The organism is Bacillus sp. MN7755, assembly GCF_054771475.1.
Genome location: NZ_BTRL01000012.1, coordinates 193087 through 216810, shown reverse-complemented (window position 1 = coordinate 216810; position 23724 = coordinate 193087). Strand labels below are relative to the sequence as shown.

Here is a 23724-nt window from a genome sequence, read left to right as displayed (position 1 = left end):
CCTTGTCTCTATTACCTTTTTCATTGAGTTATTTCATGGCTTGGATGTGATAAAAATGATTTGTAGTATGACAGGATTTGGAAGGTCGAAAGTGGAAAATGGTACTTTTCAAATTACAGTAGAAATGAAATCAGTGAACCACCGTTTTCTAGAGATGAGTATTCGACTTCCGAAGCAAATGATGGTATTTGAAGACAAAATTCGTAAAATAATTGCACAGCAAGTTCGACGTGGACGCATTGAAGTGTCTATTAGTATAACGGGTGAAGGGCTTGTTGAAAGAAAATTAAGTGTGAATTGGTCGCTTCTTGAGCAGTACCAATCGATTATGGAAGATATAAAAGGAAAATTTCAATTACAAGATTCTATTACACTCGGGCAATTAATGGCAATGCCAGAAGTAACAGCGATTGAAGAAGCTGAAAATGTAAATGAACAATTTGAGAACAGTTTATATGAGGCTGTTCGCCAAGCTGCTCATATGTTAAAAACGATGAGAGATGGCGAAGGAGAACGATTACATAAAGATATAGCGTATCGTTTACAAGAGATTCACAATTGTGTAAATGCAGTTATTCCGCATGCACCGATTGTTACACAAAAATATCGTGAACGATTAGAAAATCGCTTAAAAGAATTACATAATCAAGATCTAGATGAACAAAGATTGTTAACAGAAGTCGCAATCTTTGCAGAACGTTGTGATATTCACGAAGAGTTAGTTCGTTTGCAAAGTCATTTAGAGCAATTTCGTGAAACACTGCAGATTGAAGAACCTGTTGGAAGAAAAATGGATTTCATCGTGCAAGAGATGCATAGAGAAATTAATACGATTGGTTCTAAGGCAAATGACTTAACAATTTCAAAATATGTTGTAGAAATGAAAAATAACCTTGAAAAAATTCGTGAACAAGTACAAAATATTGAGTAGCTTTCAAAAAATATATAAAGTTATACGTGGTGGAGAAATCGGATAGACTTACTAGGAGGCGCAAACTATGGCCATGCGGTTTTTAAATATTGGATACGGAAATATTGTATCTGCTCATCGAATTATTGCTATTGTAAGTCCGGAGTCAGCTCCTATTAAACGAACAGTACAGGAAGCACGCGAACATAATGCTTTACTTGATGCTACGTATGGGAGAAAAACAAGGGCGGTTATTGTTATGGATGATGGGCATGTTGTATTAAGTCCAATTCAGCCAGAGACGATTGCACATCGTTTGAATAATAAAGAAGATTTAAGTGAGGAAGGGTAGGTTTTACATATTTATGAGAAGTAGAAGAGGATTGCTCATCGTTCTTTCAGGACCTTCTGGGGTTGGTAAAGGAACGGTTCGAAAAGAGCTGTTTAGTCATGAGGATACACGTTTTCAGTACTCCATTTCAGTAACGACACGTAAGCCACGTGAAGGTGAAGTGGATGGTGTGGATTATTTCTTTAAAGAGAGAGAAGAATTTGAGGAAATGATTCGTAATGAAAAATTACTTGAGTGGGCTGAGTTCGTAGGTAATTATTACGGAACACCGATTGACTATGTTGAAAAAACATTACAAGAAGGAAAAGATGTATTCTTAGAAATTGAAGTGCAAGGAGCAATTCAAGTTAAGAAAGCTTTCCCAGAAGGTGTATTTATTTTCTTAGCACCCCCAAGTTTATCTGAACTAAAGAACCGTATTGTCGGCCGTGGTACAGAAACTGAAGATGTTATTGAAAATCGTTTAACGGTAGCGAAAGAAGAAATCGAAATGATGGACGCTTACGACTATGTTGTAGAAAACGATCAAGTTGAATTAGCTTGTGAAAGAATTAAAGCAATTGTGGTTGGTGAACATTGCCGCCGCGAAAGAGTAGCAAAATATTATAAAGAAATGACGGAGGGTCTATAATTATGTTAAATCCATCAATTGATTCATTATTAACAAAAATCGATTCTAAATATACACTTGTAACAGTAGCTGCAAAGCGTGCACGTGAAATGCAACTTGCGGACAATTGTGTTATTGAAAAGCCTGTTTCTCATAAATGTGTGGGTAAATCATTAGAAGAAATCGATGCAGAAGTATTAAAATATGTACCAAGTGAAGGCAAAATAATTGATTAAGACCTTCTTTTCGACAAATTAAAACATAGACTTTATAATTTTCTATGTAACGGTAACAACCTATTTACAAGTAGGTTGTTATTTTTTTACGGTAGGAAAGAAATATTGGTACTGACGAGCTGAGAATTTTGTTTCAGTATTATAAGTTTGAAAAAGAAAGAGGACGAGCCATATGCTAAAAGGGAAAAAGATACTTTTATGTGTAACAGGAGGCATTGCAGTCTTTAAAGGGGCTGCATTAACGAGTAAATTGACACAAGCTGGTGCTATTGTAAAAGTAATGATGAGTGAGTCGGCAATGAAGTTTGTTACACCTCTTACATTCCAAGCGCTTTCTCGCCATGATGTATATACGGATACATTCGATGAGAAAGACTCAGCTGTTATTGCTCATATCGATTTAGCAGATTGGGCAGATGTTGTACTTGTTGCACCAGCTACAGCTAATTGTATTGGAAAGTTAGCTAACGGTATTGCAGATGATATGATTACAACTACTTTGTTAGCTACTACAGCCCCAGTGTGGATTGCACCTGCTATGAATGTGCATATGTATGAAAATAAAATTGTTCAAAAAAATATGATGACGTTAAAAACGTTAGGATATATATTTATTGAGCCTGGAGAAGGTTTTTTAGCTTGTGGTTATGTAGCGAAGGGAAGATTAGAAGAACCAGAAGCGATTATTGCACGGTTAGAAGAGGCCTTTTCAGAAAAAAAAACATTGCAAGGAAAAAAGATATTAATAACTGCTGGTCCAACTCGTGAAAAGATTGATCCAGTTCGTTTTATGACCAATTTTTCTTCTGGAAAAATGGGATATGCGCTTGCAGAAGTGGCAGCGAACTTAGGTGCTGATGTCATACTCGTTTCGGGACCGACAGCAATAAATCCACCAGTACATGTAACGACAGTGCAAGTGGAATCTGCACAAGATATGTTAGAGGCAGTACTTCAACATTATCAGAACGTAGATGTTGTCATTAAAACAGCAGCAGTTGCAGATTATCGCCCGAAATATGTTCATGATAATAAAATGAAAAAGAAAAATGGTGATGCTGTAATTGAACTAGAGAGAACAGTAGATATTTTAAAAACGTTAGGTGAAAAGAAAGACCAACAGTTACTTATTGGTTTTGCGGCTGAAACGACAAATGTAGAAGAATACGCAACGAGAAAATTGCGTGAAAAAAATGCAAATATGATTGTTGCGAATGATGTAAAAGCGCAAGGAGCTGGATTTGGTACAGATACGAATATTGTAACAATGTATAGAAAAGATGGAGAGATTATCGAGTTACCACTTTTAACGAAGAAAGAAGTTGCGCGTGAAATATTAAAGCAAATTGAAATGATGTTAGAAGATGGTCGTCTATGAAATTTGCAAGTGTAATTGTTGATGTACCTGCACGTCAGACAGATCGACCATTTGATTATATTATCCCTAAAAAATGGGAAGATATTGTCCAGACAGGCATGCGTGTAGTAGTTCCATTTGGCCCAAGGAAATTGCAAGGTTTTATTATTGGGATCAAAGATTCGGCTGAAGTAGAAAGCAAGAAGTTAAAGACAATCCATGAAATATTAGATGTAACGCCGGTTTTGAACGAGGAATTATTAAAACTTGGATATTGGCTTACAAGTGAAACGTTATGTTATATGATTTCAGCTTTTCAAGTCATGCTTCCAACAGCGATAAAAGCAACATATAAAAAGCGTCTACAACTTCGTAAACAAGAAGAAGTAGCGCCTGAACTACTGTTTTTATTTCAGAATAAAGAGGCGATAGAATGGGAAGCGATTGAGACGCAGCCGCATTTATACCGCACAATTCAACAAGAAATTAAAAATGGTACGATTGAAGTTGTTTATCAGGTAAAAGATAAAGTGCAAAAGAAGAAACAAAGAGTTGTTCAACCGGAGTTGCCAGAAGATAAATTAGAATTAGCAGCATTTGAACTGAAAAGTAAAAAACAACAAGATGTACTCTATTATTTTGTGGAAAATTATAAAAGTGTGCCGTTGAAAGTGATAACAGAAGAGTTGCAAATAACAGATGCTCCGATTAAAGCACTTGTTAAAAAGGGGCTAATCTCAGAAAAGTATGTGGAAGTATATCGGAATCCATATGACGATGATGATTTTGAACAAACGAAACCATTCCCACTTACGGAGGAACAAGAGCGAGTTATTGCACCAATTTTATCATCAATTGCAAATGAAACTTACAATCCATTTTTACTATATGGTGTTACAGGAAGCGGAAAGACAGAAGTATATTTACAATCTATAGCAGAGGTGCTCGAGAAAGGAAAAGAAGCGATTGTGCTTGTTCCTGAAATTGCACTAACACCTCAGATGGTAGATCGTTTCAAAGGTAGATTTGGCTCGCAAGTTGCGGTTCTTCATAGTGCGCTGTCTGTTGGAGAAAAATATGATGAATGGCGTAAGATTTTAAGAAAAGAAGTGAAAGTCGTAGTTGGTGCACGTTCAGCTGTATTTGCTCCTTTTGAAAATTTAGGGATTATTATTATTGATGAGGAGCATGAATCGAGCTATAAGCAGGAAGATAATCCGAGGTATCATGCAAGGGATGTAGCTGTGTGGAGGGGACAGTATCATAAATGTCCTATCGTTCTTGGTAGTGCGACACCGACACTTGAATCGTTTGCAAGAGCGAAAAAAGGTGTGTACGAATTACTAACGATGGAAAAGCGTATGAACGAACAAGCCTTACCGACAGTAGAAATTGTTGATATGCGTGAAGAACTTCGTGACGGGAATCGTTCCATGTTTTCGAAGGCACTGCATGAAAAAATAGCAGATCGATTAGAAAAGAAAGAACAAATGGTGCTCTTTTTAAATAGAAGAGGTCATTCTACATTTGTTATGTGCCGGGATTGCGGGTATGTTGTACAATGTCCGCATTGTGATATCTCGCTCACATATCATAAAATGAACCATCGTTTAAAATGTCATTATTGCAGTTACGAAGAGAATATGCCGACTGCGTGTCCTGCTTGTCAAAGTACATATATTCGTTTCTTTGGTACAGGTACACAAAAGGTAGAAGAAGAAATTACAAAACTATTTCCAGAAGCACGAGTCATTCGGATGGATGTAGATACGACAAGTCGCAAAGGAATGCATGAAAAATTATTAAAGGCGTTCGGGGAAGAAAAAGCAGATATATTACTTGGAACGCAAATGATTGCGAAAGGATTAGATTTTCCTAAAGTAACACTCGTCGGAGTTTTAACTGCAGATACGATGCTTCACTTACCAGATTTTCGGGCGAGTGAAAAGACTTATCAGTTGTTGACGCAAGTAAGTGGACGAGCAGGCAGACATGAATTACCAGGGGAAGTTATAATTCAAACGTATACGCCAGAACATTACAGTATAGAGTTAGCAAAGAACCAACAATATGATGTGTTTTTTGACCAAGAAATGCAGATGAGACGAACGAGACAATATCCACCTTATTACTATGTTGTACTTGTGACGGTATCTCACCCGGAATTATTAAAGGCAGTACAAGTGACGGAAAAAATTGTCGGTCATTTACGGTCACACTGCACAGAGCAAACAATGGTGTTAGGACCGGTTGCTTCAGCAATTCCAAGGATAAAAGATAGATATCGTTATCAATGCATGATAAAATACAAACGGGAACCAAACTTAAAGAACGTGCTCAAAATGGTAAATGAACATTATCAAGCAGAAATGCAAAAAGAGCTACAAATCTCAATTGATTTTAATCCAACAATGTTAATGTAGCGGAGGGAAATATGGCAGTTTTAGAAATAGTAAAGCATCCAAATGAAGTGTTAGAAGCACCGTGTGAAAGAGTAATTAACTTTGATAAAAAGTTAGTGAAATTGTTGAAAGATATGCATGAAACAATGTTAATTGCGGACGGAGTCGGTTTAGCTGCGCCTCAAGTAGGTGTAAGCTTGCAAGTTGCGGTAGTTGATATCGGTGATGATACTGGAAAGATTGAGTTAATCAATCCGTCGATATTAGAAAAACGTGGTGAACAAGTAGGTCCCGAAGGCTGTTTAAGCTTCCCGGGACTTTATGGTGAAGTGGAACGTGCGGATTATATTAAAGTACGTGCACAAAATCGCCGAGGTAAAGTGTTTTTACTAGAAGCAGAAGGGTTTTTAGCGCGTGCAATTCAACATGAAATCGATCATTTACACGGTGTGTTATTTACATCGAAAGTGACAAGATACTATGAGGAAAACGAATTAGAATAGGTGTTAAAAGGAGCGGTTTTTAAATGATAAAAGTAGTATTTATGGGAACACCGGACTTTTCAGTGCCGGTGCTTCGTCGTCTTATTGAAGATGGCTATGATGTAATAGGTGTTGTGACGCAACCAGATCGTCCAGTAGGGAGAAAAAAAGTATTAACACCAACACCTGTTAAAGTTGAAGCAGAAAAACACGGTATTCCAGTGTTACAACCGCTAAGAATTCGTGAAAAAGATGAATATGAAAAAGTATTGGCATTAGAGCCAGATTTAATTGTAACAGCTGCGTTCGGTCAGATTGTACCAAATGAAATTTTAGAAGCACCGAAGTACGGATGTATAAATGTCCACGCTTCTTTACTTCCAGAGCTTCGTGGTGGTGCACCAATCCATTATGCAATTATGGAAGGTAAAGAAAAAACGGGTATTACAATTATGTATATGGTAGAAAAATTGGATGCTGGTGATATCTTAACGCAAGTAGAAGTGGAAATTGAAGAGCGTGAAACGACAGGCTCGTTATTCGATAAGTTAAGTGAAGCGGGAGCACACCTTCTATCTAAAACAGTACCTTTATTAATTCAAGGTAAGTTAGAACCAATTAAACAAAATGAAGAAGAAGTAACGTTTGCGTATAATATAAAACGTGAGCAAGAGAAAATTGATTGGACAAAAACAGGTGAAGAAGTATACAATCACATTCGCGGATTGAATCCATGGCCAGTTGCTTATACAACTTTAGCAGGACAAGTTGTGAAAGTATGGTGGGGAGAAAAAGTACCTGTAACGAAAGCGGCTGAAGCTGGTACGATTGTTGCGATCGAAGAAGATGGCTTTGTTGTAGCAACTGGTAATGAAACAGGTGTTAAAATTACTGAATTGCAACCTTCTGGTAAAAAGCGTATGAGTTGTTCGCAATTTTTACGTGGCACAAAACCTGAAATTGGAACGAAGTTAGGAGAAAATGCATGAGACAAAATGTTCGTGAATTAGCTCTTGATGGTTTAATTCAAGTAGAAAAAAGTGGTGCATACAGTAACTTACTTTTAAATAATCTAATTGAAAAAAATGAAATTGATAGAAAAGATATTGGTTTATTAACTGAAATTGTATATGGAACGATTCAACGCCGTGACACATTAGATTATTATTTACAGCCCTTTTTAAAAAAGAAGGTTGAGGCGTGGGTAAGAGTATTGCTTCGCTTATCTTTATATCAAATGATTTATTTAGACAGAGTGCCCGAAAGAGCGGCTATTCATGAAGCGGTTGAGATTGCAAAGCGTCGCGGGCATAAAGGAATTGCTGGTATGGTAAATGGTGTACTACGTTCGATTCAGAGAGAAGGGGTACCTTCTGTAGATGAAATCAAGGATCCAGTAGAACGTCTGGCAATTGCAACAAGTCATCCAGTTTGGCTTGTCCAAGAGTGGACTTCAGAATTTGGTTTAGAAATTGCAGAGAAAATGTGTGAAGTGAACATGTTACCACCTGTACCAACAGCACGTGTAAATGTTGATAAAATAACAGTAGAAGAAGCAATTGAGTTGCTGGCTAGTGAAGGTATAGAAGCGAAGCGTGGCGATTTGTCAGATGATGCAATTCAAATTGAAAGAGGGAATGTAGCGCATACAGATGCGTTCAAAAAAGGTTTTCTTTCTATTCAAGATGAAAGTTCTATGCTGGTAGCACGCGCTTTAGAACCGAATGAGGGAGATGTAGTTCTTGATAGCTGTGCTGCTCCGGGCGGAAAAACAACGCACATCGCAGAGCGATTAAAAGGAACTGGTAAAGTTATGTCTCTTGATTTACATGCGCACAAAGTACGTTTAATTAAACAACAAGCAGAGCGACTTGGTCTAGAAAATGTCGAAACAAAAGCACTAGATGCTAGAAAAGTGCAAGAACACTTTGCGAATGAAACGTTTGATAAAATATTAGTAGATGCACCATGTTCTGGATTTGGTGTAATTAGACGTAAGCCTGATATTAAGTTAGGTAAAGATAAAGGCGATAGTGAAAGATTATCGACGATTCAACTTGCAATACTAGAAAAAATAGCACCGTTATTAAAACAAGGTGGTCGCCTTGTTTATAGTACGTGCACAATTGAGAAAATAGAAAATGAACAAGTAATAGAACGATTTTTACAAGAGCATCCTGAATTTGAGTGGGATACTACGATAAAAGAGCGTATGCCAGAAAAGTTAAGTCAGTATATTGATGAAGGTCAAGTACAAATTTTACCGCATTATTTTGCAACAGATGGCTTTTATATTGCTTGTTTAAGGAAGAAGGTGTAGCATCGTGGAAACGACTGTGAGAAAACAAAAGAAAAATTTAGAAACGAAAAAACCATCAATTTACTCTTTACAACTCCATGAAATGCAAGATTGGTTAAAGGAACAAGGAGAACCAAAATTCCGTGCTGGACAAATTTTTGATTGGTTATATAAAAAACGTGTAAAAAATTATGAGGATATGTCAAACCTTTCTAAAGGATTGCGTGATAAATTGTCGAATTCCTTTGATATTACTACTTTAAACACGTTAGTAAAACAAACGTCTTCGGATGGAACAATTAAATTCTTATTCCAATTATATGATGGATATTCTATTGAAACGGTATTAATGCGACATGAATATGGAAATTCCATTTGTGTAACAACGCAAGTGGGTTGTCGTATTGGTTGTACGTTCTGTGCTTCGACGCTTGGCGGTTTAAAGCGAAACCTAGAAGCTGGAGAAATTGTAGCACAAGTAGTAGAAGTGCAGCGTGCACTTGATGAATCAGAAGAACGTGTAAGTTCTCTTGTTGTTATGGGAATTGGAGAACCATTTGATAACTACGATAATTTAATGGGATTCTTACGCATCATTAACCATGAGAAAGGGCTTCATATTGGTGCAAGACATATGACAGTTTCGACGAGTGGAATTATCCCGAAAATTTATAAGTTCGCTGAAGAAGACTTACAAATTAATTTTGCGATTTCATTGCATGCTCCAAACTCAGAATTACGTTCAAAATTAATGCCGATTAACCGTGCTTATAAGCTGCCTGATTTAATGGAAGCTATTAAATACTATGTAAATAGAACAGGGCGTCGTATTACTTTTGAATATGGACTATTTGGAGGCGAAAATGACCAAGTTGAGCACGCTGAAGAGCTTGCTGTACTCTTAAAAGGTGTAAAATGTCATGTGAACTTAATTCCGGTAAACTACGTACCTGAACGTGATTATGTACGTACGCCACGTGAACAAATTTTCTTGTTTGAAAAAACGTTAAAAGATCGTGGAGTGAATGTAACAATTCGCCGTGAACAAGGTCATGATATTGATGCAGCCTGCGGTCAGTTGCGTGCGAAGGAGCGTAAAGAAGAGACGAGGTGACGAGATGAAGGCCGTGTTTCTATCAGATAAAGGAAAAGTTCGTCAACATAATGAAGATAGTGCAGGAGTTTTTCACAATTTAGATGGAAATATTTTAGCGGTAGTAGCAGATGGAATGGGAGGTCATCGAGCTGGTGATGTAGCTAGCTCGATGACCATTCAATTATTCCATGATTATTGGAAGCAAACGCATAATATGAATGAGCCAAAAAAAGTAGAAGAGTGGTTACATACTAGTGTTGGGATTATTAATGAGCGTATATATGAGTACTCCAAGCAACATGTAGAATGTAATGGCATGGGAACAACACTTATAATAGCGATTTGTACGCCGAATTTTGTGACAATAGGTCATATAGGAGATAGTCGTTGTTATATGGTATCAGAAGGGGAAATCTCGCTTGTAACGGAAGATCACTCACTTGTGAATGAACTTGTGAGACATGGTGAAATTTCAAAAGAAGACGCAGAATATCACCCAAAAAAGAATGTTTTGTTAAGAGCATTAGGAACAGAAGAAAAAGTCGGATTAGATGTTAAAACATTGGTGCTTGAGGAAGATGATCAGTTACTTCTTTGCTCTGATGGATTATCTAATAAAGTTTCTATCGCTGATATGCAACAAGTTTTACAGTTAAATGAACAGCTTGAAACTAAGGGACAACGTCTCATTCAATTGGCGAATGATCGTGGCGGGGAAGATAATATCACCCTTGTTCTTATTGATTATGCGGGTTCGACAAACGAAAGTAGGTGAAGTGCAACGTGCTGATTGGAAAACGCTTAAATGACCGTTATAAGCTGCTGAAAATGATAGGTGGCGGTGGAATGGCCAATGTGTATTTAGCTCATGATGATATACTGGGCCGGGATGTAGCGGTAAAAATATTAAGACTCGACTATTCAAATAACGAAGAGTTTATTAAACGTTTCCATCGAGAAGCGCAGTCTGTTACAACGTTGTCGCATCCAAATATTGTGAATATGTATGATGTCGGAGAAGAAGATGGTATATATTATCTTGTAATGGAGTATGTACCAGGACAAACATTGAAGCAATACATAATTGAGCGAGGGATGTTACCGATAGGAGAAGCTCTTGATATAATGGAGCAGTTAACATCCGCCATGGCACACGCCCATCATTTTGAAATTGTGCATCGTGATATTAAACCGCACAATATTTTAATTCGAGCTGATGGAGTAATAAAAGTAACAGATTTTGGAATTGCGACAGCTACAAGTGCAACAACAATTACACATACAAATTCGGTACTCGGTTCGGTGCATTACTTATCACCAGAACAAGCACGCGGCGGGATAGCAAATAAACAATCAGATATTTATTCCCTAGGGATTGTTATGTTTGAATTGTTAACAGGAAGACAACCGTTTTCTGGCGAATCTGCTGTTGCTATAGCTTTAAAACATTTACAAAGTGAAATTCCGTCACCAAAAAGATGGAATGAAAATATTCCGCAAAGTGTCGAGAATATTATATTAAAGGCAACTGCGAAAGATCCGTTTCATCGATATCAATCTGCTAATGCGATGAAACGAGATATTGAAACTGCGCTATATCCAGAGAGGATAAATGAGCAGCCATTTTACATACCGGAAGATATGGAAGCGACAAAAGCGATTCCGATTATTCAACAGGAACAATTATTCGAAAATGTAACTGATGAAACAATTGTTTTAAAAGGAAGTAAAGTGGATGAACAGAAAAGAAAAGAAGAAACTGATTTAAATAAGAAGAAAAAACGAAGTAATAAATGGCTTAAAGTTTTAATTACGACATTTTTACTTTTAGCGATTGGAATAACGTTAGCGCTTACTGTTATTCCGGGATTCTTTATTCCAAAAGATGTGAAGGTTCCTGATGTGGCTGGTATGAAATATACGACAGCAGTAAATACATTAGTTGAAAAGGGTTTTGAGGTTACGGAACCTAATATTGTATATACTGATGATGTTGAAACCGGTGATGTGATAAAAACAGACCCTGTGGCAGGAAGAGTCGTGAAAGAAAACTCTAAAATTACTATCTATCAATCAGGTGGAAAAAAGAAAAGTAAGATGAGTGATTTCACAGGAAAAGATTTTGAGAGCATAAAGTCTGAATTAGAAGAAAAATATAAACAAGTTACAATAAATTATATTGAAAATGATAGACCAAAAGGTGAAATCGTTGAGCAAATTCCGACGCCGGATCAAATGGTAGTAGAAGCGGAACAAGAACTGAAAATTTGGGTAAGTAAAGGTCCTTATCAAATTAGACCAGGTGATTTTTCAGGATGGACTGAAAATAGTGTAAATGGTTATTTGAATGAGAGAAAACTAACTCCAGATATAAAACGAGAGTATTCCGATACTGTTGATAAAGGACTTGTAATTTCGCAATCTCCAAAACCAGGAACGCCGTTAAAAGAAGGAGATAAAGTGACGATTATCATCTCAGAGGGTCCTAAGCCGAAAGTAACGAAAACTGTGAAAGTAGATAATATTTCTATTCCGTATGAGTCTTCTATAATAGGTGAGAAAAAACCGCAAACGATAGAAATTTATAAAGAAGATATGCAACAAAAAATGGATAGACCAATTGAAACTAGAACAATTTCAGAGGCGGCAACTATTTCATTAGAATTTGTAATTCAAGAAGGTACAAAAGGACACTATAAAATTGTACGAGATGGTGTAACGATTATCGACAAAGAAGTACCATACCCAACTCAATAATAATGAATTCCATTTTCTTTTTAGAGAGGATGGAATTCATTACTCTTGCCTGTTATGCTGTCTACATATAGTGGACTGTATAACAGGCAAAAATATATGATTCAAAAAGCTATAAAAGTGATACTGTTATAAATAATATTTTAAATTTGATGGTAGATTAAATATATTACCTTGTATATATGACGGGTTTTGAAATCATTATTTAAAGAATTCTAATCCATTCCATATTACATCCCATATTAATTACAGCTTCACTTTATACAAAATAAAGGAGAATTATATGCCAGAAGGAAAAATTGTAAAAGCTCTAAGCGGGTTTTATTATGTACAGCATGAAGAAGGGATTACACAATGTCGCGGGCGTGGTGTGTTTAGAAAAAATAAAATTACACCACTGGTAGGAGACCAAGTTGTCTTTCAAGCTGATAATCCAAGTGAAGGATACGTGCTTGAAGTATTCGATCGAAAAAATGAACTTGTTAGGCCTCCTATTGCTAATGTTGATCAAGCAATTCTTGTTTTCTCTGCAGTAGAACCAGATTTTAATCCGGGACTGTTAGATCGATTTTTAGTGCTGATTGAATATCATAACATTAAGCCGATTATTTGCATTAGTAAGATGGATTTAGTGGATGAAAAAATGAGAGAGACTGTTGAATCTTATGCAAATGATTATCGTGAGATGGGATATGATGTATTATTTACTTCTATAAATACATCGGAAAGTATTGATATTTTAAAACCATTCTTAGAAGGTTGTGTTTCTGTCGTTGCAGGGCAATCTGGTGTTGGAAAATCTTCTATGCTTAACGTTTTACGTCCAGAGTTAGAACTGAAAACGAATGATATTTCCTCGCATTTAGGGCGCGGGAAACATACGACAAGACACGTGGAATTAATTGCGATTGGAAGCGGACTAGTTGCAGATACACCTGGTTTTAGTTCACTTGATTTCATAGATATAGAAGTAGAAGATCTTACATATTGTTTTCCAGAGTTGAAAGAAGCGAGCCAATACTGTAAATTTAGAGGGTGTACACATCTTTCTGAACCGAAATGTGCTGTGAAGGCAGCGATTGAAGAAGGGAAGATTACAGAATATCGTTATAAGAATTACAAACAATTCGTAGAAGAAATTAGAGAGAGAAAGCCGAGGTATTAGTTATGATTAAAATTGCACCATCGATCTTATCAGCAGATTTTTCAAAATTAGGGGAAGAGATTAAAGATGTAGAGAAAGGCGGAGCAGATTACATTCACGTCGATGTAATGGATGGACATTTCGTACCGAACATTACGATTGGACCATTAATTGTAGAAGCGATCCGTCCGATTACATCGTTACCATTAGATGTGCATTTAATGATTCAAAATCCTGATAACTATATCCCGACTTTCGCAAAAGCGGGAGCGGATATTATTACTGTTCATGTAGAGGCATGCCCTCATCTGCATCGTACAATTCAGTTAATTAAATCTCATGGCATTAAAGCGGGAGTTGTATTAAATCCGCATACGCCAGTTTCAACGATTGAGCATGTATTAGAAGATATCGATATGGTATTACTTATGACAGTAAACCCTGGATTTGGTGGACAGAAATTTATCCATTCTGTATTACCGAAAATTAAACAAGTTGCAGAAATGGTTAAAGAGCGCAATCTAGAAGTAGAAATTGAAGTTGATGGTGGTGTAAACGCTGAAACAGCACGACTTTGTGTTGAAGCAGGAGCAAATGTACTTGTAGCTGGATCAGCAGTATACAATCAAAAAGATCGCGGTGAAGCGATTCGTGTCATTCGTGGATAATGAATGAACGAGTCTTTATCCCAGTGAATCTTCTAGTGTAGTAAGTTTTCACTAATTTATAAAGGATAGAGAAAAAATATGTAAAAAGGCAATCTACCGAATGGCAGATTGCCTTTTTACAATAGAAGGGGAAGGAAACATGATTATTCATATTTTAGCGGGTGGACCTGCGGAATATTGTGCAGATTTTTCTCGATATGAAAATGAGAAAGTAGTGTGGGCTGCAGTTGATAGAGGTGTATATCGTTTATTAAAAGGAGGAATTACTCCAACTGTTGCGTTTGGAGATTACGATTCGGTTACTGAAGAGGAATTAGTATGGATGGGGCAGCAAACAAATGACTTACATATTGTTCCTCGTGAAAAAGATCAAACAGATTTAGAAATTGCGATTAACTGGGCCTTAGAACAAAATCCAACATTGATTCGTATTTTTGGTGCTACTGGCGGAAGGTTGGATCACGGTTTAGCGAATATCCAGATGCTTTTAAAAGGGTTAGAAGTAGGGATAGAAATGTGTATTGTAGACAATAAAAATGAAATAAGCGTGAAAAAAGTGGGTACACATATAATTGAAGAAAATAAAGATTTCCCTTATGTATCTTTTGTACCGGTTACTGAAATAGTGGAAGGGATTACATTACTTGGTTTTAAGTATCCTCTAACTAATAAAACAATAGAATGGGGATCAACACTTTGTATTAGTAATGAACTCGTTAAGGAAAAAGGTACTTTTTCATTTACTTCTGGCATATTAATGGTGATAAGAAGCACTGATTGAAGAAACAATTTTGCTCCTTACATCATATAGTGAACAAGTGGAGTAATGGGGATTAGGAGGGAAACCATGAGATTTTATACAATTAAGTTACCTAAATTTCTTGGTGGAATTGTTCGTGCCATGTTAAATACCTTCAAAAAAGATTAAAAAAAGCACCTATTACCGGTGCTTTTTCCATTGTCATAGTAAAAAAAGAGCCTAGCGGCTCTTTTTTTTATTATTAAACACGTTCGATTTTGCCAGATTTTAATGCTCTAGCAGAAACGTAAACACGTTGAACTTTTCCGTCGATGCGTACGCGAACTTTTTGAAGGTTAGCGCCCCATTTACGTTTTGTAGCGTTCATTGCGTGAGAACGAGAGTTACCAGAACGAGCTTTTCTTCCAGTGATAGCACAAACACGAGCCATTTATATTTCCCTCCCTTGATACCTTACCATACGTAATTTTTCAATGTTAGTCTTTTTTGCGATGCTAAAAACACTACTATAATTTAACACAACTAAAAAGAGAATGCAACACCGTAGAAAAAAGAAATCAAGAAAAATTACTTGACACTATATGTTGATGATGAAAAGTTGAAATCAAGAAAAATTGCTTGACATATTATAGTGGTACATGTTGTATAATAACAATGGACTATTTTGCTCATCATAAAAAATGTGATTTAAAACATAAAATATGAGAGTGAAAAGAAAGAACGATGGAATTTTCTTTAAAAAGATTATATGATAGTAACTAAAGTAGTCTAGCTCACTTTCACCATTTATGAAGGGGGAAACGAGATGTCAATTGAAATTAAAACGAAGTATGGTCAAATTGATATTAGTACAGATGTAATTGCAACAATTGCTGGAGGTGCCGCAGTAGATTGCTACGGTATCGTAGGTATGGCATCAAAAAATCAGTTAAAAGATGGTTTAACAGACATTTTACGAAAAGAAAACTTCACTAGAGGTGTTATTGTTCGTAAAGATGAAGATGAAGTACATATTGATATGTATATTATTGTGAGCTATGGTACGAAAATTTCAGAAGTAGCACATAACGTGCAGACGAAAGTGAAATATACATTAGATCAAACTGTAGGACTAGCAGTAGATTCTGTAAACATCTACGTACAAGGAGTTAAAGTAATAAACTTGTAATGTGCATTAAGGAGGAAAATCTGTGTCAATTCAAAAAATTGATGGGAAACGTTTATCACAAATGATCATGCAAGGAGCGAATAATTTAACAAATAATGTTCAGCTTGTTGATGCATTAAACGTATTTCCAGTTCCAGATGGCGATACCGGTACAAACATGAACTTATCAATGACTTCAGGCGCACGTGAAGTGAAAGCAAATCCTTCACAGCACGCTGGTAAAGTTGGTGTAAGTTTAGCCAAAGGATTATTAATGGGAGCCCGTGGTAACTCTGGTGTTATTTTATCTCAGTTATTCCGTGGTTTCTCTAAATCCATTGAACAAAAAGAAGAATTAACAACAGTTGATTTTGCTGCAGCTTTAGATGCTGGGGTAGAAGCGGCTTACAAAGCGGTTATGAAACCGATTGAAGGAACGATTTTAACGGTTGCAAGAGAAACGGGTAAATATGCAGTGACAGTTGCGAAAAAACAGCGCGACTTTGTTTTGTTTATGGAAGACGTTGTGAAAGAAGCGAATGCATCGTTAAATCGTACGCCAGATTTATTACCTGTATTAAAACAAGTTGGCGTTGTAGATAGCGGTGGTAAAGGTCTTGTTGTTGTATATGAAGGATTTTTAGCTGACTTAAAAGGAGAAACGATTTCTTCTAATGTGTCTGCCCAACCATCTATGAATGACATGGTACGCGCAGAACATCACCGTAGTGTACAAAGCCAATTGAGTACAGAAGATATAAAGTATGGATATTGTACGGAATTCATGGTGAAATTAGAGCCTGAAAAAATGAAGGAACATAATTTCTCTGAACAAAAATTCCGTGAAGATATTAGTGTATACGGAGATTCACTACTTGTTGTATCAGATGATGAGGTTGTTAAGGTTCATATTCATGCGGAACATCCTGGAGATCCTATGAACTACGGACAACGCTATGGTAGTTTAATTAAAATTAAAGTAGAAAATATGCGTGAACAGCATACTGCTTTATTAGATGAGCCTGCTATGATGCCTGAACCAACTAGCCAGTCTAAAGAGAAACAACCGTACGGGATCGTAACTGTAGCTATGGGATCTGGTATCAAAACTTTATTTGAGAGCATTGGCGCGACGAAAGTTATCGAAGGTGGCCAAACGATGAATCCAAGTACAGAGGATATTGTGAAGGCGATTGAAGAAGCGAATGCTGAAAAAATCATTATTTTACCGAACAACGGAAATATTGTGATGGCAGCAGAACAAGCGGCATCAGTTGTGGATCAAGAAGTGATTGTAATTCGTTCAAAAACAGTTCCTCAAGGTATGGCTGCAATGTTAGCATTTAATCCAGTTGGAACGTTAGAAGAGAATGAAGAAAACATGAAAGAAGCTTTATCTCATGTGAAAACCGGTCAAATTACGTATGCTGTACGTGATACGGAAATTGATGGTGTAGCAATTCAAAAAGATGATTTCATGTGTATCGCAGATGGAAAAATCGTATCAACAAATGCTGAAAAAGTAGGAGCTGCGAAGCAATTACTAGAAGCACTTATTGATGAAGATTCTGAAATCGTAACGATTCTACAAGGTGAAGATGCAACTGACGAAGAAGTAGCTGCGCTAGTTGAATTTGTAGAAGAGAATTTTGAAGATGCAGAAGTAGAAGTACATGCTGGAAACCAACCGGTGTATTCTTTCATCTTCTCTGTAGAATAAGAAAAAATTCGTTTTGAAAATAAATGGATTACTTACTTGCTAATGGATAAGAAGTAGTAATATGAAGTTTATTACTAGTTTTTATTCAAAAGGCTAGCATATTGAAGATAAAAAAGAGCCTTGCTGCTAAAAGTGAGGCTCTTTTCTTTCGTGTTGCTTATGAGGGATTTGAGTAGTTTCTCTTAGAATGCCTATGATAGAATATATAGGGTGAAAGAGAGCGATTACAGATGTCAATCATGTTAATGGATAATGAATGGAATGAATCAAAGAAAATAATGTGACGGAGCGTGAGAATCTTGAATGAAGTTGTACAAGTTCCTGTTACGGATGTAAAGGGAATCGGAGGAGAAACATCTGAATTACTACACGAGATGGGAATTTATACAGTTTCTCATCTATTAGAACATTTTCCGTACCGTTATGAAGATTATGCGATGAAAGATCTTGCTGAAGTAAAGCATGATGAACGTGTAACAGTTGAGGGGAAAGTTCATAGTGCTCCTTTGCTGCAATATTATGGGAAGAAGAAGTCGCGTCTTACGGTTCGTGTTCTCGTCGGTCGTTATTTAATTACAGCTGTATGTTTTAATAGGCCGTACTATAAGCAGAAATTAAATTTAGATGAAACGGTAACGATTACTGGTAAATGGGATCAGCACCGTCAAACGATTGCGGTATCAGAGCTTCATTTTGGACCAGTAGTACGTCAACAAGAAGTAGAGCCTGTATACTCAGTGAAAGGGAAACTTACAGTAAAACAGATGCGCCGTTTTATTGCACAAGCGTTTAAGGAGTATGGAGACTCTATAGTTGAAGTGTTACCTGATGGATTGCTAAGTCGATATAAATTATTGCCGCGTTATGAAGCGCTTCGGGCGTTGCATTTTCCGGCAGGACAGGAAGATTTGAAACAAGCACGTCGCCGTTTTGTATATGAGGAGTTTTTCTTATTTCAGCTGAAAATGCAAACATTACGGAAAATGGAGAGGGAAAATTCGAAAGGGACGAAAAAAGAAATCCCTTTAGCAGAATTGCAAGAGTTTATCGATGCACTTCCGTTTCCATTAACTGGCGCGCAACGCCGGGTTGTAGATGAAATTATGAACGATATGACATCTCCTTATCGGATGAATCGTCTGTTGCAAGGTGATGTAGGTTCCGGGAAAACAGTTGTTGCAGCCATTGGCCTTTATGCAGCGAAATTAGCACATTATCAAGGTGCTTTAATGGTTCCTACAGAAATTTTAGCAGAACAACATTATCAATCGCTCGCAGAGACGTTCTCGCATTTTGGTATGAAGGTTGAATTGTTAACAAGTTCTGTTAAAGGCGCGAGACGTCGGGAAATTTTGGCGAAATTAGAACAAGGAGAAATAGATATCCTTGTTGGAACACATGCTTTAATTCAAGATGAAGTTATCTTTCATAGGTTAGGTCTCGTTATTACTGATGAACAACATCGATTTGGTGTAGCACAGCGACGAGTTTTAAGGGAGAAAGGTGAAAGTCCAGACGTATTATTTATGACGGCGACCCCAATTCCGCGTACGTTAGCAATTACTGCATTTGGAGAGATGGATGTTTCTATAATCGATGAGATGCCAGCTGGTAGAAAGGTAATTGAAACATACTGGGCAAAACATGATATGTTAGACCGTGTTCTCGGTTTTGTGGAGAAGGAGATAAAAAAAGGAAGACAAGCATATGTAATTTGTCCCCTTATTGAAGAATCTGAGAAACTTGATGTACAAAATGCTATCGATTTACATAGTATGCTGACTCATCATTATCAAGGGAAATGTCAAGTCGGATTAATGCATGGAAGATTATCATCTCAAGAAAAAGAAGAGATAATGGGACAATTTAGTGAAAATAAAGTGCAAATTCTTGTGTCGACAACAGTTGTTGAAGTAGGTGTGAACGTACCGAATGCGACTGTAATGGTTATTTATGACGCAGAGCGTTTCGGTTTATCGCAGCTCCATCAGCTTAGGGGGCGTGTTGGGCGTGGTAGTGAACAATCATATTGTTTATTAATCGCGGATCCAAAATCGGAAACGGGAAAAGAACGAATGCGTATTATGACCGAAACGAATGATGGATTTGTATTGTCAGAAAAAGATTTAGAGTTAAGAGGTCCTGGAGATTTCTTTGGAAGTAAGCAAAGTGGTTTACCAGAATTTAAGGTTGCTGATATGGTACATGATTATCGAGCGTTAGAAACAGCTAGACAAGATGCGGCGTTACTAGTAGATTCAGAAGCTTTTTGGCATAATGATCAATATGCTTCGCTGCGTACGTATCTTGACGGGACAGGTGTGTTCCAGGGAGAGAAGCTCGATTAAAGGGAGGCAACAAAAGTTTTTGTTGCATTCTACTTTTATTGATTATATACTACTGTTAGTACCTAGTCATAAAAATGGATGGTGCGGTATGAAAAAAAGAAGAAGTAAAAAAGAAAGACAAGAATTATTACAACAAACTATAGAAACGAATCCTTTTATTACGGATGAAGATTTAGCAGAAAAATTTCAAGTGAGTATACAAACCGTACGTCTTGATCGTATGGAATTATCTATTCCTGAATTAAGAGAAAGAATTAAACATGTAGCTACAAAGCAACATGAAGAAGATGTGAAATCTTTACCGTTAGAAGAGGTTGTCGGAGAAATTATTGATATAGAATTAGATAGACACGCGATTTCTATCTTTGAAGTGAAGATAGAACACGTATTTAAAAGAAATCAAATTGCCCGTGGGCATCACTTGTTTGCCCAAGCCAACTCACTAGCTGTTGCGGTTATTGATGAAGAATTAGCTTTAACTGCAAAGTCTACCATTCGATACATTCGTCCTGTAAAATTAGGAGAGCGTGTTGTTGCAAAAGTGCGCGTTGAAGATGTAGAGAATGATAAAGGACGGACGGTTGTCAAAGTGCGTAGCTTCGTTGGAGAAGAACTTGTTTTTACAGGCACTTTTGAAATGTATCGATCTAGTAATTACAGTGAGGAAGGTAACAACTTATGAAAATCGCAATAGATGCAATGGGCGGCGATCATGCTCCAAAGGCGGTCGTATTAGGAGCAATGAAAGCTATTAAGGAATACTCTGATTTACATATTACGTTAGTAGGGAAAGAAGAGGAAATTCGTCAATACTTAACGAGTGAAGAACGAATTACTATACTTCATACAGATGAAAAAATTGAATCGACAGATGAACCAGTAAGAGCGGTTCGTCGAAAAAAACAAGCTTCAATGGTACTAGCAGCGCAGCAAGTGAAAGACGGCGTAGCGGATGCTTGTATATCAGCTGGTAGTACAGGAGCTTTAATGGCGGCAGGATTGTTTGTTGTAGGTCGTATGGAAGGAATTGAGCGACCAGCTTTATCCCCTACAATGCCAACCGTTGATGGAGAAGGTTTTGTTATGTTAGATGTTGGAGCAAACGTTGATGCAAAACCAATTCATTTATATCAATATGCAGTAATGGGATCTGTATACGCTGAGAAAGTAAGGGGAATTAAAAATCCTCGCGTTGGCCTTTTAAACGTTGGAACAGAGGATGGAAAAGGGAACGAGCTTTCCAAACAAGTCTTTACAATGCTTAAGGATGCCCCAATTAATTTCGTTGGGAACGTTGAATCAAGAGATTTATTACAAGGTGTAGCAGATGTTGTTGTATGTGATGGTTTTACAGGGAATGTAGCGCTGAAATCATTAGAAGGAACAGCGCTCGCATTATTCTCTATGTTAAAAGAGCAGTTAATGAGTTCGTTTACGAGCAAATTAGCAGCAGCGGTATTAAAGCCGAAACTTATGGTATTAAAAGATAAAATGGATTATTCGGAGTATGGAGGAGCGGCATTATTTGGGTTGAAAGCCCCTGTCATTAAGGCTCACGGTTCTTCCAATGAACAATCGATATTTAGTGCGATTCGTCAAACGAGAGAAATGGTAGCGAAAGAAGTTATTCCTACTATTTCAAGCGTAATGGAGAAAGAGCCACTCCAATAAGAGGAGGATTTGAAATGGGAAAAATAGCATTTCTTTTTCCGGGCCAAGGTTCACAGGCAGTTGGAATGGGTAAACAGTTAGCAGAGAATAATAAAGAGGTTGCAAATGTGTTTGCAAAAGCAGATGAGGTGTTGCAAGATTCACTTTCAGAAGTGATTTTTGAAGGACCACAGGAGAAGCTTACGTTAACGACGAACGCGCAGCCAGCCTTATTAACAACGAGTTTTGCTATTTTGACAGCTTTAAAAGAGTATGATATTACACCAGACTTTGTCGCAGGGCATAGTTTAGGTGAATATAGCGCTCTTGTAGCAGCGGGGGCATTAACTTTTGAAGACGCTGTATATGCTGTAAGAAAACGTGGGGAATATATGGAAGAAGCTGTTCCTGGCGGAGAAGGTGCAATGGCGGCTATTTTAGGTGCTGATCCACATATGCTGAAACAAGTTACAGAAGAAGTAACAATTGAAGGATATGCAGTACAAATCGCTAATATGAATAGCACGAAGCAAATTGTGATTTCTGGAACAAAACAAGGAGTAGAGATTGCTTCTCAAAGAGCGAAAGAAAATGGTGCAAAGAGAGCAATTCCGCTTAAGGTAAGTGGACCGTTCCACTCTTCGTTAATGAAGCCAGCGGCGGAGAAATTCCAAAGTGTCTTAAATGAAATTACAATTCAAGATACGAATATTCCGGTTATTGCAAATGTAACAGCAGACGTTATTACAAGTGGTGCACATATTCAAGAAAAGCTAATCGAACAGCTCTATTCGCCTGTCTTATGGTACCCATCCATTGAATACATGGTGAATCAAGGGGTGGACACATTTATTGAGATTGGACCTGGGAAAGTGCTTGCTGGACTTATGAAGTCGATTGATTCATCGGTGAAAGCATATGCGATATACGATGAAGAGACATTAAAAGATACCATTTCAAATTTGAGAGGAGAAAACTGATGTTAAAAGGGAAAGTAGCATTAGTAACCGGCGCTTCACGTGGAATTGGCCGTGCGATTGCGATTGATTTAGCGAAACAAGGGGCAAATGTTGTAGTAAATTATGCTGGTAATGAGCAAAAGGCAAATGAAGTAGTTGATGAAATAAAGAAATTAGGTTCGGATGCAATTGCAGTAAGAGCAGATGTTGCAAATGCTGAAGACGTTACAAATATGGTGAAACAAACTGTAGATGTATTTGGACAAGTTGATATTCTTGTAAACAATGCAGGTGTAACGAAAGATAATTTATTAATGCGTATGAAAGAAGAAGAATGGGATACAGTTATTAATACAAATCTAAAAGGTGTATTCTTATGTACGAAGGCAGTATCTCGATATATGATGCGTCAACGTCATGGACGTATTATTAATATCGCTTCTGTTGTTGGAGTAACAGGTAATCCAGGACAAGCAAACTATGTTGCTGCTAAAGCGGGTGTAATTGGATTAACAAAAACATCAGCAAAAGAGTTAGCGAGCCGTAATATTACTGTAAATGCACTTGCTCCTGGGTTTATTGCGACAGATATGACAGATGTATTGGATGAAAATATAAAAGCTGAGATGTTAAAATTAATTCCAGCAGCTCAGTTTGGTGAAGCGCAAGATATCGCAAATGCTGTAACGTTTTTTGCTTCTGATCAAAGCAAATATATTACAGGTCAAACGTTAAATGTTGATGGCGGTATGGTAATGTAATAAAAGAATCGATTTCAGCTAGTTTTTTGGGACAATATTTAATATAATATTTGAGGGGAGGTGAATGGA

24 protein-coding genes are annotated in these 23724 nt (G+C 37.1%); 23 read left to right on the top strand and 1 reads right to left on the bottom strand.

Features of this window, described 5'->3' with window-relative positions:
* The first annotated feature begins 55 nt into the window (after nucleotides 1-55).
* From ACYVEC_RS13190 to spoVM, 16 genes are all read left to right on the top strand, one after another.
* Nucleotides 56-931, top strand: coding sequence for a YicC/YloC family endoribonuclease (locus ACYVEC_RS13190; protein ID WP_098555016.1), 876 nt, complete (start codon nucleotides 56-58; stop codon nucleotides 929-931).
* A 67-nt stretch (nucleotides 932-998) separates the two neighbouring features.
* A complete protein-coding gene (gene remA, locus ACYVEC_RS13185) occupies nucleotides 999-1262 on the top strand; it encodes an extracellular matrix/biofilm regulator RemA (RefSeq protein WP_001251456.1) in 264 nt (87 codons plus the stop codon).
* Nucleotides 1263-1275: 13 nt separating this feature from the next.
* Complete coding sequence (gene gmk, locus ACYVEC_RS13180; RefSeq protein ID WP_001257740.1) at nucleotides 1276-1893, top strand: guanylate kinase; 618 nt, start codon at nucleotides 1276-1278, stop codon at nucleotides 1891-1893.
* Nucleotides 1894-1895: 2 nt separating this feature from the next.
* The gene (gene rpoZ, locus ACYVEC_RS13175; protein ID WP_060632012.1) at nucleotides 1896-2108 is read left to right on the top strand and encodes a DNA-directed RNA polymerase subunit omega; all 213 of its coding nucleotides are present in this window, start codon (nucleotides 1896-1898) and stop codon (nucleotides 2106-2108) included.
* A 172-nt stretch (nucleotides 2109-2280) separates the two neighbouring features.
* A complete protein-coding gene (gene coaBC / locus ACYVEC_RS13170) occupies nucleotides 2281-3486 on the top strand; it encodes a bifunctional phosphopantothenoylcysteine decarboxylase/phosphopantothenate--cysteine ligase CoaBC (protein WP_275718956.1) in 1206 nt (401 codons plus the stop codon).
* Nucleotides 3483-5888: a primosomal protein N' gene (priA, locus tag ACYVEC_RS13165; protein ID WP_063221147.1), complete on the top strand. Its 2406-nt coding sequence runs from the start codon at nucleotides 3483-3485 to the stop codon at nucleotides 5886-5888. The genes coaBC and priA overlap by 4 nt, the downstream gene beginning before the upstream one ends.
* Nucleotides 5889-5899: 11 nt before the next feature.
* Nucleotides 5900-6370, top strand: coding sequence for a peptide deformylase (gene def / locus ACYVEC_RS13160; RefSeq protein WP_060632009.1), 471 nt, complete (start codon nucleotides 5900-5902; stop codon nucleotides 6368-6370).
* A gap of 23 nt (nucleotides 6371-6393) precedes the next feature.
* A complete protein-coding gene (gene fmt / locus ACYVEC_RS13155) occupies nucleotides 6394-7338 on the top strand; it encodes a methionyl-tRNA formyltransferase (protein WP_063221146.1) in 945 nt (314 codons plus the stop codon).
* Nucleotides 7335-8669, top strand: a complete 1335-nt coding sequence (gene rsmB / locus ACYVEC_RS13150; RefSeq protein WP_275718955.1) for a 16S rRNA (cytosine(967)-C(5))-methyltransferase RsmB — start codon at nucleotides 7335-7337, stop codon at nucleotides 8667-8669. Before fmt ends, rsmB begins: the two co-directional genes overlap by 4 nt.
* Before the next feature lie 4 nt (nucleotides 8670-8673).
* Nucleotides 8674-9762 (top strand): dual-specificity RNA methyltransferase RlmN, encoded by a 1089-nt coding sequence (gene rlmN / locus ACYVEC_RS13145; protein WP_063221144.1) that lies wholly within the window; start codon nucleotides 8674-8676, stop codon nucleotides 9760-9762.
* 4 nt (nucleotides 9763-9766) lie between these two features.
* Entirely contained in the window at nucleotides 9767-10519 is a 753-nt protein-coding gene (locus ACYVEC_RS13140; RefSeq protein ID WP_000648696.1) for a Stp1/IreP family PP2C-type Ser/Thr phosphatase, read from the top strand.
* 8 nt (nucleotides 10520-10527) lie between these two features.
* The gene (gene prkC / locus ACYVEC_RS13135) at nucleotides 10528-12501 is read left to right on the top strand and encodes a serine/threonine protein kinase PrkC (RefSeq protein WP_460506842.1); all 1974 of its coding nucleotides are present in this window, start codon (nucleotides 10528-10530) and stop codon (nucleotides 12499-12501) included.
* 280 nt (nucleotides 12502-12781) lie between these two features.
* On the top strand, nucleotides 12782-13663 hold the full coding sequence (gene rsgA, locus ACYVEC_RS13130; RefSeq protein ID WP_063221142.1) for a ribosome small subunit-dependent GTPase A: 882 nt from the start codon (nucleotides 12782-12784) through the stop codon (nucleotides 13661-13663).
* A gap of 2 nt (nucleotides 13664-13665) precedes the next feature.
* Nucleotides 13666-14310: a ribulose-phosphate 3-epimerase gene (gene rpe / locus ACYVEC_RS13125; RefSeq protein WP_060632004.1), complete on the top strand. Its 645-nt coding sequence runs from the start codon at nucleotides 13666-13668 to the stop codon at nucleotides 14308-14310.
* 100 nt (nucleotides 14311-14410) lie between these two features.
* On the top strand, nucleotides 14411-15091 hold the full coding sequence (locus tag ACYVEC_RS13120) for a thiamine diphosphokinase (protein ID WP_142332664.1): 681 nt from the start codon (nucleotides 14411-14413) through the stop codon (nucleotides 15089-15091).
* 66 nt (nucleotides 15092-15157) lie between these two features.
* On the top strand, nucleotides 15158-15238 hold the full coding sequence (gene spoVM / locus ACYVEC_RS13115; protein ID WP_001213599.1) for a stage V sporulation protein SpoVM: 81 nt from the start codon (nucleotides 15158-15160) through the stop codon (nucleotides 15236-15238).
* Between the two features lie 73 nt (nucleotides 15239-15311).
* Here spoVM and rpmB read toward each other — a convergent pair whose 3' ends face one another.
* Nucleotides 15312-15500 (bottom strand): 50S ribosomal protein L28, encoded by a 189-nt coding sequence (gene rpmB / locus ACYVEC_RS13110; RefSeq protein WP_000124776.1) that lies wholly within the window; start codon nucleotides 15498-15500, stop codon nucleotides 15312-15314.
* A gap of 375 nt (nucleotides 15501-15875) precedes the next feature.
* Between rpmB and ACYVEC_RS13105 the strand changes: the two genes are divergently transcribed.
* From ACYVEC_RS13105 to fabG, 7 genes are all read left to right on the top strand, one after another.
* Entirely contained in the window at nucleotides 15876-16238 is a 363-nt protein-coding gene (locus ACYVEC_RS13105) for an Asp23/Gls24 family envelope stress response protein (RefSeq protein ID WP_000021109.1), read from the top strand.
* Between the two features lie 22 nt (nucleotides 16239-16260).
* Nucleotides 16261-17937 carry a DAK2 domain-containing protein gene (locus ACYVEC_RS13100; RefSeq protein ID WP_063221140.1) on the top strand — a complete coding sequence of 559 codons (1677 nt, stop codon included), beginning with the start codon at nucleotides 16261-16263 and terminating at the stop codon, nucleotides 17935-17937.
* A gap of 299 nt (nucleotides 17938-18236) precedes the next feature.
* Nucleotides 18237-20285, top strand: coding sequence for an ATP-dependent DNA helicase RecG (recG, locus tag ACYVEC_RS13095; RefSeq protein WP_063221139.1), 2049 nt, complete (start codon nucleotides 18237-18239; stop codon nucleotides 20283-20285).
* A gap of 88 nt (nucleotides 20286-20373) precedes the next feature.
* Nucleotides 20374-20967: a transcription factor FapR gene (fapR, locus tag ACYVEC_RS13090; RefSeq protein WP_063221198.1), complete on the top strand. Its 594-nt coding sequence runs from the start codon at nucleotides 20374-20376 to the stop codon at nucleotides 20965-20967.
* The gene (gene plsX, locus ACYVEC_RS13085; RefSeq protein ID WP_063221138.1) at nucleotides 20964-21956 is read left to right on the top strand and encodes a phosphate acyltransferase PlsX; all 993 of its coding nucleotides are present in this window, start codon (nucleotides 20964-20966) and stop codon (nucleotides 21954-21956) included. The genes fapR and plsX overlap by 4 nt, the downstream gene beginning before the upstream one ends.
* A gap of 14 nt (nucleotides 21957-21970) precedes the next feature.
* Nucleotides 21971-22915, top strand: a complete 945-nt coding sequence (fabD, locus tag ACYVEC_RS13080) for an ACP S-malonyltransferase (RefSeq protein WP_063221137.1) — start codon at nucleotides 21971-21973, stop codon at nucleotides 22913-22915.
* A complete protein-coding gene (gene fabG / locus ACYVEC_RS13075; RefSeq protein ID WP_063221136.1) occupies nucleotides 22915-23655 on the top strand; it encodes a 3-oxoacyl-[acyl-carrier-protein] reductase in 741 nt (246 codons plus the stop codon). The genes fabD and fabG overlap by 1 nt, the downstream gene beginning before the upstream one ends.
* Nucleotides 23656-23724: the final 69 nt, after the last annotated feature.